This is a genomic window from Pseudomonas sp. MBLB4123 (assembly GCF_051904775.1).
Lineage (GTDB): Bacteria > Pseudomonadota > Gammaproteobacteria > Pseudomonadales > Pseudomonadaceae > Aquipseudomonas > Aquipseudomonas benzenivorans_B.
Genome location: NZ_CP196711.1, coordinates 259,011 through 275,712, shown reverse-complemented (window position 1 = coordinate 275,712; position 16,702 = coordinate 259,011). Strand labels below are relative to the sequence as shown.

Annotated in this window: 15 protein-coding genes; 10 read left to right on the top strand and 5 right to left on the bottom strand. The window is 68.1% G+C overall.

Annotated elements, in window-relative coordinates; translation table 11 throughout:
* Positions 1-334 precede the first annotated feature (334 nt).
* Positions 335-2,023, bottom strand: coding sequence for a long-chain-fatty-acid--CoA ligase FadD2 (gene fadD2, locus ACSX1C_RS01325; protein ID WP_439887905.1), 1,689 nt, complete (start codon positions 2,021-2,023; stop codon positions 335-337).
* Between the two features lie 223 nt (positions 2,024-2,246).
* On the opposite strand from fadD2, the gene ACSX1C_RS01320 reads away from it, so the two are divergent.
* The 7 genes from ACSX1C_RS01320 to ACSX1C_RS01290 all read left to right on the top strand — a co-directional run bounded on the left by ACSX1C_RS01320 (position 2,247) and on the right by ACSX1C_RS01290 (position 8,029).
* The gene (locus tag ACSX1C_RS01320) at positions 2,247-3,206 is read left to right on the top strand and encodes an alpha/beta hydrolase (RefSeq protein WP_439887904.1); all 960 of its coding nucleotides are present in this window, start codon (positions 2,247-2,249) and stop codon (positions 3,204-3,206) included.
* Positions 3,203-3,673, top strand: coding sequence for a MaoC family dehydratase (locus ACSX1C_RS01315; RefSeq protein ID WP_369958953.1), 471 nt, complete (start codon positions 3,203-3,205; stop codon positions 3,671-3,673). The genes ACSX1C_RS01320 and ACSX1C_RS01315 overlap by 4 nt, the downstream gene beginning before the upstream one ends.
* 105 nt (positions 3,674-3,778) lie before the next feature.
* On the top strand, positions 3,779-4,285 hold the full coding sequence (locus ACSX1C_RS01310) for a DUF1993 domain-containing protein (RefSeq protein ID WP_439887903.1): 507 nt from the start codon (positions 3,779-3,781) through the stop codon (positions 4,283-4,285).
* A 149-nt stretch (positions 4,286-4,434) separates the two neighbouring features.
* Positions 4,435-5,067, top strand: coding sequence for a TetR/AcrR family transcriptional regulator (locus ACSX1C_RS01305; RefSeq protein WP_439887902.1), 633 nt, complete (start codon positions 4,435-4,437; stop codon positions 5,065-5,067).
* A gap of 1 nt (position 5,068) precedes the next feature.
* Positions 5,069-6,022 carry an HlyD family secretion protein gene (locus ACSX1C_RS01300; protein ID WP_439887901.1) on the top strand — a complete coding sequence of 318 codons (954 nt, stop codon included), beginning with the start codon at positions 5,069-5,071 and terminating at the stop codon, positions 6,020-6,022.
* Positions 6,015-6,953: an ABC transporter ATP-binding protein gene (locus ACSX1C_RS01295; protein ID WP_439887900.1), complete on the top strand. Its 939-nt coding sequence runs from the start codon at positions 6,015-6,017 to the stop codon at positions 6,951-6,953. Before ACSX1C_RS01300 ends, ACSX1C_RS01295 begins: the two co-directional genes overlap by 8 nt.
* Positions 6,950-8,029, top strand: coding sequence for an ABC transporter permease (locus tag ACSX1C_RS01290; protein WP_439887899.1), 1,080 nt, complete (start codon positions 6,950-6,952; stop codon positions 8,027-8,029). The genes ACSX1C_RS01295 and ACSX1C_RS01290 overlap by 4 nt, the downstream gene beginning before the upstream one ends.
* A gap of 90 nt (positions 8,030-8,119) precedes the next feature.
* Here the strand turns inward: ACSX1C_RS01290 and ccoM are convergent, their stop codons facing one another.
* The 4 genes from ccoM to ACSX1C_RS01270 form a co-directional block, all read right to left on the bottom strand.
* Positions 8,120-8,236 (bottom strand): cytochrome c oxidase subunit CcoM, encoded by a 117-nt coding sequence (gene ccoM / locus ACSX1C_RS01285; protein ID WP_318642805.1) that lies wholly within the window; start codon positions 8,234-8,236, stop codon positions 8,120-8,122.
* 153 nt (positions 8,237-8,389) lie between these two features.
* The gene (locus tag ACSX1C_RS01280; protein WP_439887898.1) at positions 8,390-8,551 is read right to left on the bottom strand and encodes a hypothetical protein; all 162 of its coding nucleotides are present in this window, start codon (positions 8,549-8,551) and stop codon (positions 8,390-8,392) included.
* Complete coding sequence (locus ACSX1C_RS01275) at positions 8,548-9,150, bottom strand: alpha-ketoglutarate-dependent dioxygenase AlkB family protein (protein ID WP_439887897.1); 603 nt, start codon at positions 9,148-9,150, stop codon at positions 8,548-8,550. Before ACSX1C_RS01275 ends, ACSX1C_RS01280 begins: the two co-directional genes overlap by 4 nt.
* A gap of 42 nt (positions 9,151-9,192) precedes the next feature.
* Positions 9,193-9,489 (bottom strand): aspartate-semialdehyde dehydrogenase, encoded by a 297-nt coding sequence (locus ACSX1C_RS01270; protein ID WP_318642809.1) that lies wholly within the window; start codon positions 9,487-9,489, stop codon positions 9,193-9,195.
* A gap of 175 nt (positions 9,490-9,664) precedes the next feature.
* Here ACSX1C_RS01270 and rapA point away from each other — a divergent pair, with 175 nt between their 5' ends.
* The 3 genes from rapA (at position 9,665) to ACSX1C_RS01255 (ending at position 16,698) form a co-directional block, all read left to right on the top strand.
* Entirely contained in the window at positions 9,665-12,508 is a 2,844-nt protein-coding gene (gene rapA / locus ACSX1C_RS01265) for an RNA polymerase-associated protein RapA (protein ID WP_439887896.1), read from the top strand.
* A gap of 219 nt (positions 12,509-12,727) precedes the next feature.
* Positions 12,728-14,905, top strand: coding sequence for a putative bifunctional diguanylate cyclase/phosphodiesterase (locus ACSX1C_RS01260; RefSeq protein WP_439887895.1), 2,178 nt, complete (start codon positions 12,728-12,730; stop codon positions 14,903-14,905).
* 80 nt (positions 14,906-14,985) lie between these two features.
* A complete protein-coding gene (locus ACSX1C_RS01255; protein WP_439887894.1) occupies positions 14,986-16,698 on the top strand; it encodes a diguanylate cyclase in 1,713 nt (570 codons plus the stop codon).
* The last annotated feature ends 4 nt before the right edge of the window (positions 16,699-16,702 follow it).

Sequence of the window (16,702 nt, the reverse complement as noted above, 5' to 3'; positions counted from 1 at the left end):
AAGCAACAGCTGATCTTCACCGCGCGAGGACGGTGGTTTGTTGTGTGTGTTTGCCTACTTTAGACCCTGTCCGAGCGGCCAAAAGCGGGCCGAGAGTAGCAGCTTTGCCGGAGGCCGCCTAGCACTAAACAAGGGCTAAACGGTCACCAGTGAAACCGTACAGGCAAATACGGTCATATTCCGGCCCGATTGTCGGACAGCCCGGCAGCCGCTCGATCACCCGAGCAAACGGACGGACCGGCCGCCCGGAACGGCAATTGAAGATAGACGGACGAACGCGCAGCCCCGTGACACGGGCGCGCCGGATGGGGGCGACAGCGCCCCCGGCAGGGAGTCAGGCGATGTCGCGCAGCTCGCGACGGAGGATCTTGCCGACCGGGGTCATCGGCAAGGTCTCCTTGAAGACGATGTGCTTGGGCACCTTGTAGCCGGTGAAGTTCTCCTTGCAGTAGGCCTCGAGCTCCTCGACGCTGAGGCCGCCATCTCGCGGCACCACGAACAGCTTGACCACCTCGCCGGACTTCTCGTCCGGCACGCCGATGGCGGCGCAGTTGGCCACCTTGGGGTGGGCCATGACCACATCCTCGATCTCGTTGGGGTACACGTTGAAGCCGGAGACGATGATCATGTCCTTCTTGCGGTCGACGATGCGCACATGGCCGTCCGGGTCGATCACCGCGATGTCGCCGGTCTTGAACCAGCCCTCGGCGTCGAGCACCTCGGCGGTGGCCTCCGGCCGCTGCCAGTAGCCCTTCATCACCTGCGGCCCCTGGATGCACAGCTCGCCGCGCTCGCCCAGCCCCAGCTCGTTGCCCGCATCGTCGATCACCTTGAACGCCGTCCCCGGCAGCGGCACGCCCACCGAGCCCAGGCGTGCCAGCTTGCCGTAGGCATTGGTGCTGGCCACCGGCGAGGTCTCGGTGAGGCCGTACCCCTCCACCACCGGACAGCCGGTGATGGCCTGCCAGCGCTCGGCGGTGGCCTTGACCAGGGCGGTGCCACCGGAGTTGGTGACCTTGAGGCGGGAGAAGTCGAGGTTCTTGAACTCGGGGTGGTCCATCAACGCGACGAACAGGGTGTTGAGTCCCAGCAGCGCGGAGAATTTCCACTTGCCCAGCTCCTTGATAAAGCCGGAGATGTCCCGCGGATTGGTGATCAGCACATTGTGGTTGCCGTTGACCATCATGCACATGCAGTTCGCGGTGAAGGCATAGATGTGGTAGAGCGGCAGCGGCGCGATCATGATCTCCTGGGCCTGTTTCATCAGCGGCGTGCCGTCTTCATCCAGCTGGGACAGGCAGGCATCGATCTGCAGCATGTTGGCCACCAGATTGCCGTGGGTCAGCATGGCGCCCTTGGCCACCCCGGTGGTGCCGCCGGTGTACTGCAGCACGGCGATGTCGTCATGGCCGACCTTGACCGGCTTGAGCTCGTAGCCGTGACCCTGCTTGAGCGCCTGCTTGAACGGCACCGCCTGGGGCAGCTGGTAGTCGGGCACCAGCTTCTTGACCCGCTTCACCATTGTGTTGACCAGCCAGCCCTTGGGGCCCGACAGCAGATCGCCCATCTTCGCCTCGATCAGGTAGTCGATCTGGGTGTCGGGCAGTACCTCCTGCACCAGCTTGCCGAACATGTTGAGGTAGACCAGGGCGCGCACGCCGGCGTCCTTGAACTGGTGGCGCATCTCCCGGGCGGTGTACAGCGGATTGGTATTGACCACGATCAGCCCGGCACGCATGGCGCCGAACACGGCGATCGGGTACTGCAGGACGTTGGGCATCTGCACGGCGATGCGCTCGCCCGGCTGCAGGTCGGTGTGCTTCTGCAGGTAACCGGCGAAGGCGGCGGACAACCGATCCAGCTCGGCGTAGCTCAGGGTCACGCCCAGATTGCTGAAAGCCGGACGGTCGGCGAATTTCTTGCACGAGCGCTCGAACACCTCCACCACCGACTTGTAGGCGTCCAGGTCGATGCCGTTGGGCACGCCGGCAGGGCGCTTGTCGCTCCAGAAATCAGGCTGCATTGTTGTTATTCCCCTTCCCCAGATGGATTCCCCGCCGAGCGGGCCATGGCCGGAGGCCGGCCACGGCGTGCCAGGCACTCAGCCGACGTTAGCAGCTATGGTTCGGGGCGCAAACACTTGCACGGGCGTCATTGACCGCGTGAATCTTCCATCCGCGGATCGACTGGGAAAGCCCGCCCCCTGCCTCTACAATGCCCGACTCCCGCCGGCTCAAGGACTCGCCATGCACCACGAAGCATTCTGGCTCAACAGCAGCGATGCGACCCCGCTGTACGTGAACCGCTGGTTCTGCGCACAGCCGGCCAAGGCAGTGGTCATGCTGGCCCACGGCATGGCCGAGCACAGCGGCCGCTACGCCCGCCTGGGCGCTGCGCTGGCCGCCGCCGGCTACGAGCTGTTCGCCCACGACCAGCGCGGCCACGGCCAGACCGCCCGCCACGGACGGCTCGGCCACTATGCCGACGAGGACGGCTGGAACCTGGCGGTCGGCGACCTGGCCTGCCTCAACCACCATATCCGCCAGCACCACCCCCACGCACCGATCTTCCTGCTCGGCCACAGCATGGGCAGCTACATCGGCCAGGCCTACCTGATGCGCCACAGCAGCAGCCTGCACGGGGCGATCCTCTCCGGCTCCAATTACCAACCGGTCTGGCTCTACCGCGCGGCCCGCCTGGTCGCCCGCCTCGAACGCTGGCGCCAGGGCCCCCACGGCCACAGCAAGCTGATCGACCTGCTGTCCTTCGGCTCGTTCAACCAGGCCTTCAAGCCCAACCGCACCCCTTTCGACTGGCTCAGCCGCGACCCGCAGGAGGTCGACCGCTATATCGACGACCCGCTGTGCGGCTTCCTCTGCACCAACCAACTGTGGCTCGACCTGCTCGCCGGCCTGCAACAGATCACCCCGCCGCGGCAGCTGACCCAGATCGACGGCCAGCTGCCGCTGCTGGTGATCGGCGGTGCCCGCGACCCGGTCAGCGCCGGCAAGCGCCTGCAGCACCTGGCCGACGCCCTGCGCCGGGCCGGCCTCGAGCAGGTGCACCTGAAAATCTACCCGGACGCCCGCCACGAGCTGCTCAACGAGAGCAATCGCGACGAGGTGACCGCCTACCTGATCGGCTGGCTGGACGAGGCCCTGGCCCGCAGCCGCCAACGCCCCCGGACCGCCAAGGAGCCCCTATGAGCCAGACCAGCAACACTCCCTACGAAGCCCTCGAAGTCGGCCAGACCGCCAGCTACAGCAAGACCGTCGAGGAGCGTGACATCCAGCTGTTCGCGGCGATGTCCGGCGACCGCAACCCGGTGCACCTGGATGCCGAGTACGCCGCCGCCACCATGTTCAAGGAACGCATCGCCCACGGCATGTTCAGCGGCGCCCTGATCAGCGCCGCGGTGGCCTGCGAACTGCCCGGCCCCGGCACCATCTACCTGGGCCAGCAGATGCGTTTCACCGCCCCGGTGAAGCTCGGCGATACCCTCACCGTGCGCCTGGAAATCCTCGAGAAGCTGCCGAAGTTCCGCGTGCGCATCGCCACCCGGGTGTTCAACCAGAACGACGAGCTGGTGGTCGACGGCGAGGCCGAGATCCTCGCCCCGCGCAAGCAGCAGACCGTGCAACTGACCGAACTGCCGCCGATCAGCATCGGCTGAGCACCGCGGCCCGGACGCCGATCGAGCGCACCGGGCCGCGCCGCCGGCGCGTCAAACCGGCGCTTTACCCTTCCCGAACCGCCCCTCTCTCCCTGGAGAACCCCCATGTCCCTGTCCATGTACCACGCCTCCATTCCGGTCTTCGTCCGCCAGCTGAACAACCTGTCGACCATCCTCGGCCTCGCCGCCACCGACGCCGAGGCGCGCAAGATCGAGCCGAGCGTGCTGCTCAACGCACGCCTGGCACCCGACATGTTCCCCCTGGTACGCCAGGTGCAAATCGCCTGCGACGGCGCCAAGGCCGGCGTCGCCCTGCTGGCCGGGGTCGAGGCCCCCAGCCATGCCGACGACGAGACCAGCTTCGCCGAACTGCAGGCACGCATCGACAAGACCCTGGCGTTCATCCAGGCCGTGAGCCCCGAGCAACTCGACGGCAGCGAGGCGCGCACCGTGACCCTCAAGCGCCGCGACAAGGAAACCCGGTTCCAGGGCCAGGCCTTCCTCCTCGACCATGTGCTGCCCAACTTCTATTTCCACTACACCACCGCCTACGCCATCCTGCGCCACAACGGCGTCGCCGTCGGCAAGCGCGACTTCCTCGGCACCCGCTGAGCCGCACGGGCGGCGACCGGCCCCGGCCGGTCGCCGCCTCCCATGCCCCGATTGCCCGAGCGCACGAGCGCCGCTCGGCGAGCGCTTCGCGCTTGCGCCGATAATTAATTAATCTAATAATTAATTATCGCGACAACCCGGAGCCCGCCATGCCCCGTCCCCGCCCACCCGGCCGCCCCAGCGGCGACTCGGCCCTGCAGCGCGAACGCCTGCTCGACGCCGCGGTACAGGCCTTCGCCCACGCCGGCATCGAGGCCAGCAGCCTGCGCGGCATCGCCGCGCAGGCCGGGGTCACCCCCGCGCTGATCAACTACTACTTCGGCACCAAGCAGCGCCTGGTCGAGGCCATGGTCGAGGAGCGCTTCCTGCCGCTCATCCGTGGAGTCGCCGAGGAGCTGCAACAGGCCGGCGACGAACCCCGCGAGCTGGTCGAACGCTTCGTCCGCGGCCTGAGCGCGATAGTGGTCGAGCACCCCTGGATTCCACCGCTGTGGGTGCGCGAGATCCTCTGTGAAGGCGGCCAGCTGCGCGCCCTGCTGATCGGCCGCATCGCCCCGCTGATCCCCCTGCTGCTGGCCCAGCGTTTCGCCGCCGCCCAGGCCCGCGGCGCCCTCAACCCGGACCTGGACCCACGCCTGCTGGTGGTCTCGCTGATCGGCCTGACCATGCTGCCCTACGCCGCCGCGCCGCTGTGGCGGGGCATCTTCGCCAACCCGCAGATCGGCGACGAGACGCTGGTCGCCCACACCCTGGCCCTGCTCGAACGGGGCATGGAGGTCTGAGATGCGCCGGATACTGCCTTGCCTGTTGCTGCTTGTCGGCCTCGCCGGCTGCGAGCCCCCAGGGGATACGCCCCTGCTCGGCACCCTGGAATGGGACCGCATCGGCCTGCCCGCCGAGGCCTCGGAACCCATCCTGCGCTGGCACGTCGTCGAGGGCGAGCGGGTCGAGGCCGGCCAGTTGCTGCTCGAACTCGACCCGCGGCGCCAGGACGCCGACATCGACCAGGCCCGTGCCGAGGTGACCCTGGCCGAAGCGCGACTGCGCGAGCTGAGCAATGGCACGCGGGTGGAGACCCTGGAGGCGGCCCAGGCGACCCTGGCGCGCGAGCGCGCCACGCAGTTCGAGGCCGAGCGCGGCTTCCAGCGCATCGCCACCCTGCACCGACGCGGCCTGGTCGCCCTCGCCGAACTGGACGCTGCCCGCGCCGACCGCGACCAGGCCCGCGCCGCCAGCCGTAACGCCGAGGCCCGGCTGCGCGAGCTGAGCAACGGCACCCGCCCCGAGCAGCTGGAACAGGCCAGCGCCGTTCTGCAGGCGGCCCGCGCCCGACTCGCCCGGCTGCGCCTCGACCGCGAGCGCCTGAGCCTGCGTGCGCCCAGTGCCGGGCGGGTCGACGCCCTGCCCTTCAAGCCCGGCGACCAGCCGCCGCGCGGCGCCGAGCTGGTCAGCTTGCTGGTCGGCGAACAGCCCTACGCGCGGGTCTACGTGCCCGCCAGCCAACGTGCGGCCATCGCCCCGGGGGACGCCATGCGGGTGCGGGTCGAAGGCGTCGAGCAGGCCTTCGCCGCCACCGTCAGCAGCATCCGCAGCGAGGCCAGCTTCACCCCCTACTTCGCCCTCGGCGGCGACGATGCCAGCCGCCTGATGTACCGCGCCGAACTGCGCCTGCAGGGCGCCGCCGCCCGCCGCCTGCCGGCCGGCCTGCCCCTGCGTGCCGAGCGCCGCCATGACTAGCGCCGAGCCGGTGATCCGCTGCCGCGGCCTGAGCAAGCGCTTCGGCGACCTGCTGGCGGTCGACGGCCTCGACCTGCAGGTGCGCCGCGCCGAGGTGTTCGGTTTCCTCGGCCCCAACGGCTCGGGCAAGTCCACCACCATCCGCATGCTCTGCGGCCTGCTGCTGCCCAGCGCCGGGGAGATCGAGGTGCTCGGTTGCCGCATGCCCCGCGATGCCGAGGCGCTGAAGCGACGCATCGGCTACATGACCCAGAAGTTCTCGCTGTACGAGGACCTCAGCGTGCTGGAGAACCTGCAGTTCCTCGCCTCGGTGCACGGCCTGAGCAGAGCCGCGGCCGGCGCGCGCATCGAGGAGCTGCTCGAGCGCTACTGGCTGACCGACCGCCGCCGGCAGCTGGCCGGCACCCTGAGCGGCGGGCAGAAACAGCGCCTGGCCCTGGCCGGCGCCGTGCTGCACAAGCCCGACCTGCTGTTGCTGGACGAGCCCACCAGCGCCGTCGACCCGCAGTCGCGCCGCGAGTTCTGGGAGTCGCTGTTCGAGCTGGCCGAGGCCGGCACCACCTTGCTGGTGTCCACCCACTACATGGACGAGGCCGAGCGCTGCACCCGCCTGGGGATTCTCGACGCCGGTCGCCTGGTCGCCGATGGCAGCCCGCGCCAGCTGCTCGAGGCCCTGCCCGGCCACCCGCTGCTGATCCAGTGCGCCCAGCCGCGCCAGGCCCAGCGCGCCCTGCAGGGCTGCCAGGAGGTGCTGGCCATGGCGCAGATCGGCGCCGCCCTGCGGGTGCTGGTGGCCAGCGCCGATGCCCGCGCCGCCATCGCCCGGCGCCTGCGCGCCGCCCGGATCGAGGCCCAGCTGCAGGACTCTCCGGGCAACCTGGAGGACGTGTTCGTCACCGTCACCCGCCAGCCCCTGCAGGCCCGGCCATGAACCTGCGCCGCCTGAACGCGATCGTCAGCAAGGAGCTGCGCCAGCTGCGTCGCGACCGCCTGACCTTCGCCATGATCGTCGGCATCCCGCTGCTGCAGCTGGTGCTGTTCGGCTACGCCATCAACATGGACGTGCGCGGCATCGACGCCGCCGTGCTGGACCAGGCGGGCAGCGCCCGCGCGCGGGAAGTGGTGGCGGAAATCGGCGCCAGCCAGGTGCTCGACCTGCGCTACCGGCTGAACAGCCCGCAGCAGCTGGACGCGCTGCTGCGCCAGGGGCGGATCAGCGCCGCCCTGGTGCTGCCGGCGGATTTCGAGGCGCGCCTGCAGCGCCAGGACCGACCGCCGCTGCAACTGGTGGTGGACGGCTCGGACCAGAGCGTGCAGGCCTCGGCCCGGCAGCTGGCGATGTACGCGCCACCGGGCTGGGACAACCGCCCGGCGGTGGAGCTGGTCAACCTCTACAACCCCGAGCGCCGCGCCGCGCTGAACACCGTGCCGGGCCTGATCGGGGTGATCCTGACCATGACCCTGGTGATGTTCACCGCCATCGCCCTGGTGCGCGAGCGCGAGCGCGGCAACCTGGAGATGCTGATCGCCACGCCGTTGTCGCCCTGGGAACTGACCCTGGGCAAGGTGCTGCCCTTCGTCGGCATCGGCCTGATCCAGGTGACGGTGATCCTGCTGGTCGGCGGCCTGCTGTTCGCGGTGCCGGTGCGTGGCGCGCTGCTGGAGCTGTATGGCGCGGCGCTGCTGTTCATCGTCGCCAGCCTGGCCCTCGGGGTGTTTCTCTCGACCCTGGCGCGCACCCAGTTCCAGGCCATGCAGATGGCCTTCTTCACCTTCCTGCCGCAGATCCTGCTGTCGGGCTTCATGTTCCCCTTCGCCGGCATGCCCAGGGCGGCACAGTGGTTCGCCGAGCTGCTGCCGCTGACCCACTTCCTGCGCCTGGCCCGCGGCATCATGCTGCGCAGCGCCGGGCTCCTGGAGTTGTGGACGGAGATGCTGGCGCTGCTGCTGTTCACCCTGCTGATGCTGAGCGTGGCGGTGCTGCGGGTGAACAAGCGCCTGGATTAGCGCCTGGCCCATGCAGGGACTTTTTCAGGCACAAAAAAAGGGCGACTGATGGTCGCCCGAATTGCCTTGCGTGCCTGTAGAGCCCAAACGCTAGCCTTGCTTGCGCTTGTGCGAATCCTTCCAGATGAAATATCCGACGCCCGCGAAGAAGGCCAGCATCAGGCCGACGGTGCCGACTCCGGCGAGAACTACCACATCGATGAACATGCTGGCCTCCTGCGTTGACCTTGGCGGGGATGGCTGCAAGGTAGCAGGGGCGGCGGCGCACTTATTGACCCAGATCAAGGCCAGGCGCAGGAAGCCGGCGGGCGCGGCGAGATACTGACCCGGATCAATGGAATCCGGCGCTGGCGGGGCGACTCAACGCTTCTTCGACTTGCCCTTGCTCTTCTTCTTGCCTTTGGTCAGGGGCAGCACCTGCTCGAACTTCTGGCGCATCTCGTTGAGCCGCTTGTCGTTGAGGTCGTGGATGCGTTTGTCGCGCTCGGCGCCGAAATCGATCAGTTTTTCGTCATTGCTCATGGGGTCGACCGGATTAAGCGAAAGGTCAGGTTCAGGCGCGGCGCACAGGGGCGGCGCGTCTTCGCCACTTGATGTTGCCAATAATGCTGCGTCGGGCCGGCCATGACCAGCAGCGAACCATGCTCGAGCAGCAGCGAGTGCTCGATACGGCTCCGCCCCTTGCGGCGCAGGTCGAAGCGCCGGGTGCCGCCCAGGTTGAGCGAGGCGATCAGCGGATCGGCGCCCAGCTCGACCTCGTCGTCGCTGTGCCAGCCCATGGCGTCGCTGCCGTCGCGGTAGTAGTTGAGCAACGCGCCATTGAGCCGCTGCCCCACCGCGGCCTCCAGGCGTTGGCGGATCTGCGCCAGCAGCGGTGTCCAGGGCAACGGTCGATGGGTCAGGCCGGAGTAGCGGTAGGCGGCCTCCTCGTCGCCGTACCAGGCCACCAGCCGCGGCACCGGCCACTCGCGGCCGTACAGGCGTACCCGGGGTTGCTGCCAGGGCGTCTCGGCCAGCAACTGGCTCAGCCAGCGGTCGGCCGCGGCCGGCTCGAGCCAACCGGCCCGGTAGTCCAGCCGGGCATCGGGCAGTTGCGGGAGGCTGTCGGGGAATAGGTCCACGGATAACTCGACGCAGCGGGGTTCGACTCGATTGTCCGCCGTTCAGACTTGCACATCCACCCATAGGCCCTGGCGCGGCAGCTCTTCGCCGGACTCGTCGGCGGGCTCGTCCAGCTCCCCCTCGGCCAGCTGCTCGGGGGTATAGCCGCGGCGCTGACGCCGGCGCTGCTCCTCGCGCAGCAGCTCCTCGGCCTCCTGCGGGTGGCGCTTGTCCAGGCTCAGGGCGCTCTCCTTGGCGCTCTCCTGCGCCGGAGTCACCGGCGGCACCTCGGGCCTGGGCTTGATCGCGTCCTGCTGCACCGTGACCGGCGCCAGGCTGTGGGGGATGGGGGGTAGCACGTTATGACGCCCTCCTTTGGTCAGGCTGTCGGCCGCCGCAACGCCGACTTGAGAGCAGCCTAACTACACTTTCGACTCGGGTAACCGCGTTAAGTGCCCGGGACACCGCATTGCGCCTTTGGCCTGGGCCCGACGTTCCGTTACCATAGCCGGCTTTTTCACGCGGGAGACAGGCATGGCGCAATACGAACCGGGGCAACGCTGGATCAGTGACAGCGAAGCGGAATTGGGCTTGGGCACCATCCTCATGCAGGACGGCCGCATGCTCACCGTGCTCTACCCGGCCACCGGCGAGACCCGCCAGTATGCTGCGCGCAATGCCCCGCTGACCCGCGTGCGCTTCGCCCCGGGCGACGAGATCACCCATTTCGAGGGCTGGAAGCTGACCGTGCAGGAGGTCGAGGACATCGACGGCCTGCTGGTCTACCACGGCCTCAACGGCTCGCACGAGAGCATCAGCCTGCCGGAAACCCAGCTGTCGAACTTCATCCAGTTCCGCCTGGCCAGCGACCGCCTGTTCGCCGGGCAGATCGATCCGCTGCCCTGGTTCGCCCTGCGCTACCGCACCCTGGAGTTCACCAGCAAGCAGCTGCAGTCGCCGCTCTGGGGCCTGGGCGGCGCCCGCGCGCAACCCATCGCCCACCAGCTGCACATCGCCCGCGAAGTGGCCGATCGCATCGCCCCGCGGGTGCTGCTGGCCGACGAGGTGGGCCTGGGCAAGACCATCGAGGCCGGCCTGGTGATCCATCGCCAGCTGCTCACCGGCCGCGCCAGCCGGGTGCTGATCCTGGTACCGGAGAACCTCCAGCACCAGTGGCTGGTGGAGATGCGCCGGCGCTTCAACCTCGAGGTGGCGCTGTTCGACGCCGAGCGTTTCATCGAGAGCGACGCCAGCAACCCCTTCGAGGACGCCCAGCTGGCCCTGGTGGCCCTGGAATGGCTGCGCGAGGACGAACGCGCCCAGGATGCCCTGTTCGCCGCCGGCTGGGACCTGCTGGTGGTCGACGAGGCCCACCATCTGGTCTGGCATCCGGAGAAGGCCAGCGCGGAATACGTCCTGGTCGAACAACTGGCCGGCGTCATCCCCGGCGTACTGCTGCTCACCGCCACCCCGGAGCAGCTCGGCCAGGACAGCCACTTCGCCCGCCTGCGCCTGCTCGACCCGCACCGCTTCCATGACCTCGAGGCCTTCCGCGCCGAGAGCGCCCACTACCGCCCGGTCGCCGAAGCGGTACAGGAGCTGCTGGACCAGGGGCAGCTGTCGACCCGCGCCCACCGCACCATCCACGATTTCCTCGGCCAGGAGGGCGAAGGCCTGCTGGCCGCGGTCAATGCCGGCGACCAGGACGCCGCCGCGCGGCTGGTGCGCGAGCTGCTCGACCGCCATGGCACCGGCCGCCTGCTGTTCCGCAACACCCGCGCCGCGGTGCAGGGCTTCCCGGAGCGCGAACTGCACCCCTACCCGCTGCCCAGTCCGGACGAGTACATGGAGCTGCCGATCGGCGAGCATCCGGACCTCTACCCGGAGGTCAGCTACCAGGCCCAGAGCGAGCTCGACGACGAGCAGCGCTGGTGGCGCTTCGACCCGCGGGTCGAGTGGCTGATCGACACCCTGAAGATGCTCAAGAAGTTCAAGGTCCTGGTGATCTGCGCCCACGCCGAGACCGCCATGGACCTGGAGGACGCCCTGCGCGTGCGCAAGGGCATCCCCGCCACGGTGTTCCACGAGGGCATGAGCATCCTCGAGCGCGACCGCGCCGCGGCCTATTTCGCCGACGAGGAATTCGGCGCCCAGGTGCTGATCTGCTCGGAAATCGGCAGCGAAGGCCGCAACTTCCAGTTCGCCCACCACCTGGTGCTGTTCGACCTGCCGGCCCACCCGGACCTGCTCGAGCAGCGCATCGGCCGCCTCGACCGCATCGGCCAGAAGCACCGCATCCAGCTGCACGTGCCCTACCTGGAGAACAGCCCCCAGGAACGCCTGTTCCAGTGGTACCACCAGGGGCTCAACGCCTTCCTCGCCACCTGCCCCACCGGCAACGCCCTGCAGCACCAGTTCGGCACGCGCCTGCTGCCGCTGCTCGAAGGCGGCGACGACGGCCAGTGGCAACAGCTGGTGGACGAGGCCCGCGCCGAGCGCGAGCGCCTGGAGGGCGAGCTGCACGCCGGCCGCGACCGTCTGCTGGAGCTCAACTCCGGCGGTGCCGGCGAGGGCGAGGCCCTGGTCGAGGCGATCCACGAGCAGGACGACCAGTTCGCCCTGCCGATCTATATGGAAGCGCTGTTCGACGCCTTCGGCATCGACAGCGAGGACCACTCGGAGAACGCCCTGATCCTGCGCCCCAGCGAGAAGATGCTGGACGCCAGCTTCCCCCTGGGCAGCGACGAGGGGGTGACCATCACCTACGACCGCAACCAGGCGCTGGCGCGCGAGGACATGCAGTTCCTCACCTGGGAACACCCCATGGTGCAGGGCGGCATGGACCTGGTGCGTTCCGGTTCCATGGGCAACACCGGGGTGGCGCTGATCAAGAACAAGGCGCTCAAGCCCGGCACCGTGCTGCTGGAGTTGCTCTACGTCAGCGAAGTAGTGGCGCCGCGCAACCTGCAGCTGGGCCGCTACCTGCCGCCGGCGGCACTGCGCTGCCTGCTCGACGCCAACGGCAACGACCTGGCCGGCAAGGTCGCCTTCGAGACCCTCAACGACCAACTGGAAAGCGTGCCGCGGGCCAGCGCCAACAAGTTCGTCCAGGCCCAGCGCGATGCCTTAACCCCGCTGATCAACGGCGGCGATGACAAGATCGCCCCGCGTCACGCCGAGCGGGTCGCCGAAGCCAAGCGTCGCCTGGCCGCCGAGGTCGACGAGGAACTGGCCCGACTGACCGCCCTGCAGGCGGTCAATCCGAGCGTGCGCGACAGCGAGCTGCAGGCCCTGCGCCAGCAACGCGAGCAGGGCCTGGCCATGCTCGACAAGGCCGCCCTGCGCCTGGAGGCGATCCGCGTACTGGTGGCCGGATAAGCACGGCAACGGCTACAGACCACAAGGCCCGCATACGCGGGCCTTGTGCTTAACCGAGACCGACAGGGGTCGCGGGCCGCGCTTGGAGCAAATGGCAATAAGGGTCATTGCCAAAAACTCACCACCACGACGCCATTACCGCTCGTCGGACAGACTCCCTCACTATACTGACGGCATATCGCGATCACCTCGTCGATTGGACAAGGGAGAGTGCCGGCTATGGATTGGCTATACCTTCGCTTCACCTCCGCGCTGCCATCAAGCGGGCAGTTGCTCCTCGAGCCCTCCTACTCCCCCTGGCTTATCCTGCTGGCCTGCGTGATCGCCTGCGCCGCCGCCTATTCCGGCCTGGAGATGGCCGAACGGGCCCGCCGCTGCCAGCGCCCCGGCACCCGTAACCTCTGGTGCTGGATGGGGGCCCTGAGCCTGGCCGGCGGCATCTGGTCGGCGTACTTCATCGTCATGCTGGCCTACCAGACCCAGGTCGCCATTCGCCACGACCTGCCGACGACCCTGGCCGCGCTGCTGTGCGGCTTCGTGCCCGCCCTGCTGACGCTGCACCTGCTGGTGCGCAAGCCACGGAGCCCCCGACTGTGCGCACAGGTGGCGCTGTGCTTCGGCCTGGCCATCGTGGCCATGCGCTACGGCGGCATGAGTGCGATGCGCTCCGGCGCCAGCAGCTACTGGCAACCCTGGCTGCTGATGCTGTCCATCGCCCTGCCCGTCGCCTGCGGCTTCGCCGCCTTCCTGCTCGAGCTGCGCAGCGCCGAACGCCACGCGCAGCGCCAGGGCGCCGTCGCGCTGCTGCTGGGCCTGGCCATCACCCTGGCGCACGTCGCCGGATTGGCGGCGCTGACCCTCACGGTCCCCATGGGCAGCGCCCTGCTCACGCAGAGCGCAGCCGACGGCGGGCAATTGGCGCTGATCGTCGGCTGCGTCACCCTGCTCAGCCTGGGCATCGGCCTCTGGGCGGCCTGGGGGGACAGGGCGCAGGAACACAAGGTCCGCGAGCAACTGCAGGTCAGCACCCTGATCAGCCAGCTCGACCTGGCCCGCGCCTCGCTGCAGCAGGTCGCCCAGTTCGACTCGCTGACCGAGCTGCTCAATCGCCAGGGCCTGGACGAGGCCCTCGGCGAGAAGATCCAGGCGCACCGGCAACAGGGCACGCCGCTGGCGGTCATGTTTCTCGACATCGATCACTTCAAGCGCATCAACGACAGCCTCGGCCACGCCGCCGGCGACGAGATGCTCAGGGTGCTGGCCGAGCGGATCAACGGCGTCCTGCGGGACAAGGACGTGATTGCCCGCTTCGGCGGCGACGAGTTCTGCGTAGTCGCCAGCCTGATCGACAACGAAGAAGCCCGGCACCTGGCGCAACGCCTGCTGCTGCGCATCAAGGAGCCCATCGTCCTCGATGGGCGCAGCATCGTGATGACGTCCAGCATCGGCATCAGCCTGTTCCCCAAGGACGGGGAAAGCTGCGAGGAGCTGATCAAGCATGCCGACCTGGCGCTGTACCAATCCAAGGGCAGCGGCCGCAACAACGCCCAGTTCTTCAGCACGCCGCTCAAGACCAAGGCCAGCTTCGAACTGCAGCTGGAGGAGGAACTGCGCAACGCCCTGCAACAGGACCGTGGCCTGCTGCTCCATTACCAACCGATTCTCGACCTCGACTCCGGCCAGGTGAGCAAGCTCGAGGCACTGGTCCGCTGGCAGCATCCGCAACACGGCCTGCTCTCGCCGGAGCGCTTCATCGGCATCGCCGAAGCCAATGGCTTTATCGCCGAGCTCGACGCCTGGGTACTGCATCGCGCCTGTCGCGACCTGTGCCTGCTGGCCGAGACCGGCTATCCGCAACTGCGGGTCGCGGTGAACTGCTCGGCGCTCAACCTGGGCCGCACGAACCTGCCGCAGGAAGTGCGTGACGCCCTCGCCAGCTCCGGGGTAGCCGCGCAGCGCCTGGAGCTGGAGGTGACCGAGAACGCCCTGATGGGCAACATCAACCTGGCCGCCGACCTGCTGCAGCAGATGCGCGAACTGGGCGTCAGCCTGTCCATCGACGACTTCGGCACCGGCTACTCGTCCCTGGCCTACCTCAAGCGTCTGCCCCTCGATACGCTGAAGATCGACCGATCCTTCATCCAGGACGTGCCCACTTCGCGCCAGGACATGGAGATCATCCAGGCCGTCATCGGCATGGCCCACACCCTGCATCTCAAGGTGGTCGCCGAGGGCGTCGAGACCCCTCAGCAATTGGCGTTCCTGCGCGAGCACGGCTGCGACTACCTGCAAGGCTACCTGCTCAGCCAACCGCTGCCGCTGCTGCAGCTCCTGGAGTTCCTGCACCAGCAGCCGACCAGCGGCGAACCGCTCCCCCTACTGTCGAACTGTCGCTGATCGATTGCCTGTTGACGCGATGACGTTCGCTGTCCATGTTCATAACAGATATCAAAGAGCCACTTCGGCGACGGGCCTTCATGTCAGTACCCTTTGTCAGCCAGCCTACCTGCCCTCCTGTCAATCCGGCCCGTGGCTCGCTATGGATGGGGTTGGGCCTGTTCGTCGCACAACTGCTGTGGCCGGCCGAGGCCCTGGCGGCGGACAAGGTGCGCCTGCAACTGCGCTGGCTGCATCAGTTCCAGTTCGCCGGCTACTACATGGCCCTGGAGAAGGGTTTCTATCGCCAGGCGGGGCTGGACGTGGACATCCTCCCGGGCGGCCCCCAGGCCGCCAAGCCCATAGAGGCCCTGCTCGCCGGCGAGGTCGATTTCGCCATCGCCAATAGCGGCCTGGTCATCGCACGCATGCAGGGCCAGCCGGTGGTGGCGCTGGCGGCGATCATGCAGCGCTCGCCGGTGGTGTGGATAGTCCGCGCCGACTCGGACATCTACGCCCCCCAGGACCTGGCCGACAAGCGGGTGATGCTGCTCGACCCGCCGGAAAGCGCCGAGTTGCGCCTCACCCTGCTGCGCGAAGGCCTCGACCTCGAGCGCCTGCAAGTCAGCCCTCCCAGTTTCGACCCCCAAGACCTGGTCGACGGTCGCACCGACGCCTACAACGGCTACACCTCCAACGAGCCGTTCTGGCTGCAGCAGCGGCAGATCGACTATCGCCTGATCAATCCGCACGAATACGGCGTCAATTTCTACAACGATGTCCTGGCCACGCGCGAAGCCCTGCTGGACGAGCGCCCGGAACAGGTGGAGGCCTTCGTCCGGGCCAGCCTCAGGGGCTGGCAGTATGCCCTGGACAACCTCGAGGAAAGCGTGCAGCTGATCCATCGCCGTTATGCCCCCGGCAAGACCCTGGAGCATCTGCGCTTCGAGGCACAGGAACTGAAGAAACTGATCATGCCCGAGCTGGTTCAGCTCGGGCATATGAACCCCGGGCGCTGGCAAACCATCGCCGACAGCTACGTCGAACTGGGCATGGCCAAGGACACCAGCAACCTGGGCGGCTTCGTCTACCTGGGCCAGGCGCAAACCGATCACCGCCTGCTTTACCAGGTGGTCGGCGGCGCCACCCTGGCGCTGCTGCTGCTCGGCGCCGTGGCCCTGCGCTTCGCCCACCTGACCAAACGCCTGCGCCTGGAAATCGCGGCCAGGCGGCAGGCCGAACAGGAGCTGCGCAACAGCAACCTGAAACTGGAACACCTGGCCAGCACCGACCGCCTGACCGGCCTCTGGACGCGCCTGAGACTCGAGGAAGTCGCGCAGAACGAGATCAAGCGCGCCGAACGCTACGCCCTGCCACTGTGCCTGATCTTCTTCGACATCGATCGTTTCAAGGCCATCAACGACCAGCACGGCCACGAGGTCGGCGATCAGGTGCTCCGCGAGGTCGCCCACAGGATCAAGGCGCAACTGAGGGATTCGGACTGCCTGTGCCGCTGGGGCGGCGAGGAGTTCATCATCCTCATGCCCCATGCCGACCTCGAACACGCGGTGGTGATGGCGGAGAAACTGCGCATCCTGGTGGCAGGCAACCCTGTGGCCGGCAGTCCGGTGGCAGACGCCCCGGTGACCGGGCAGATCGGCGTCACCGCAAGCTTCGGCGTGGCCCAATGGCAATCAGGGCAGAACCTGCGTGAATGGGTGCAATGCGCCGACCAGGCGCTCTACCTGGCCAAGCAGAGCGGCCGCAACCGCATCGAATGCTATGCCCCGCCGATAGCACAACCCCTGCCGTAGCGCA

What these genes read in the sequence shown, in the direction of transcription:
- fadD2 (WP_439887905.1), bottom strand. Translation starts at nt 2,023, where the DNA reads ATGCAGCCTGATTTCTGGAGCGACAAGCGCCCTGCCGGCGTGCCCAAC.
- ACSX1C_RS01320 (WP_439887904.1), top strand. Translation starts at nt 2,247, where the DNA reads ATGCACCACGAAGCATTCTGGCTCAACAGCAGCGATGCGACCCCGCTG.
- ACSX1C_RS01315 (WP_369958953.1), top strand. Translation starts at nt 3,203, where the DNA reads ATGAGCCAGACCAGCAACACTCCCTACGAAGCCCTCGAAGTCGGCCAG.
- ACSX1C_RS01310 (WP_439887903.1), top strand. Translation starts at nt 3,779, where the DNA reads ATGTCCCTGTCCATGTACCACGCCTCCATTCCGGTCTTCGTCCGCCAG.
- ACSX1C_RS01305 (WP_439887902.1), top strand. Translation starts at nt 4,435, where the DNA reads ATGCCCCGTCCCCGCCCACCCGGCCGCCCCAGCGGCGACTCGGCCCTG.
- ACSX1C_RS01300 (WP_439887901.1), top strand. Translation starts at nt 5,069, where the DNA reads ATGCGCCGGATACTGCCTTGCCTGTTGCTGCTTGTCGGCCTCGCCGGC.
- ACSX1C_RS01295 (WP_439887900.1), top strand. Translation starts at nt 6,015, where the DNA reads ATGACTAGCGCCGAGCCGGTGATCCGCTGCCGCGGCCTGAGCAAGCGC.
- ACSX1C_RS01290 (WP_439887899.1), top strand. Translation starts at nt 6,950, where the DNA reads ATGAACCTGCGCCGCCTGAACGCGATCGTCAGCAAGGAGCTGCGCCAG.
- ccoM (WP_318642805.1), bottom strand. Translation starts at nt 8,236, where the DNA reads ATGTTCATCGATGTGGTAGTTCTCGCCGGAGTCGGCACCGTCGGCCTG.
- ACSX1C_RS01280 (WP_439887898.1), bottom strand. Translation starts at nt 8,551, where the DNA reads ATGAGCAATGACGAAAAACTGATCGATTTCGGCGCCGAGCGCGACAAA.
- rapA (WP_439887896.1), top strand. Translation starts at nt 9,665, where the DNA reads ATGGCGCAATACGAACCGGGGCAACGCTGGATCAGTGACAGCGAAGCG.
- ACSX1C_RS01260 (WP_439887895.1), top strand. Translation starts at nt 12,728, where the DNA reads ATGGATTGGCTATACCTTCGCTTCACCTCCGCGCTGCCATCAAGCGGG.
- ACSX1C_RS01255 (WP_439887894.1), top strand. Translation starts at nt 14,986, where the DNA reads ATGTCAGTACCCTTTGTCAGCCAGCCTACCTGCCCTCCTGTCAATCCG.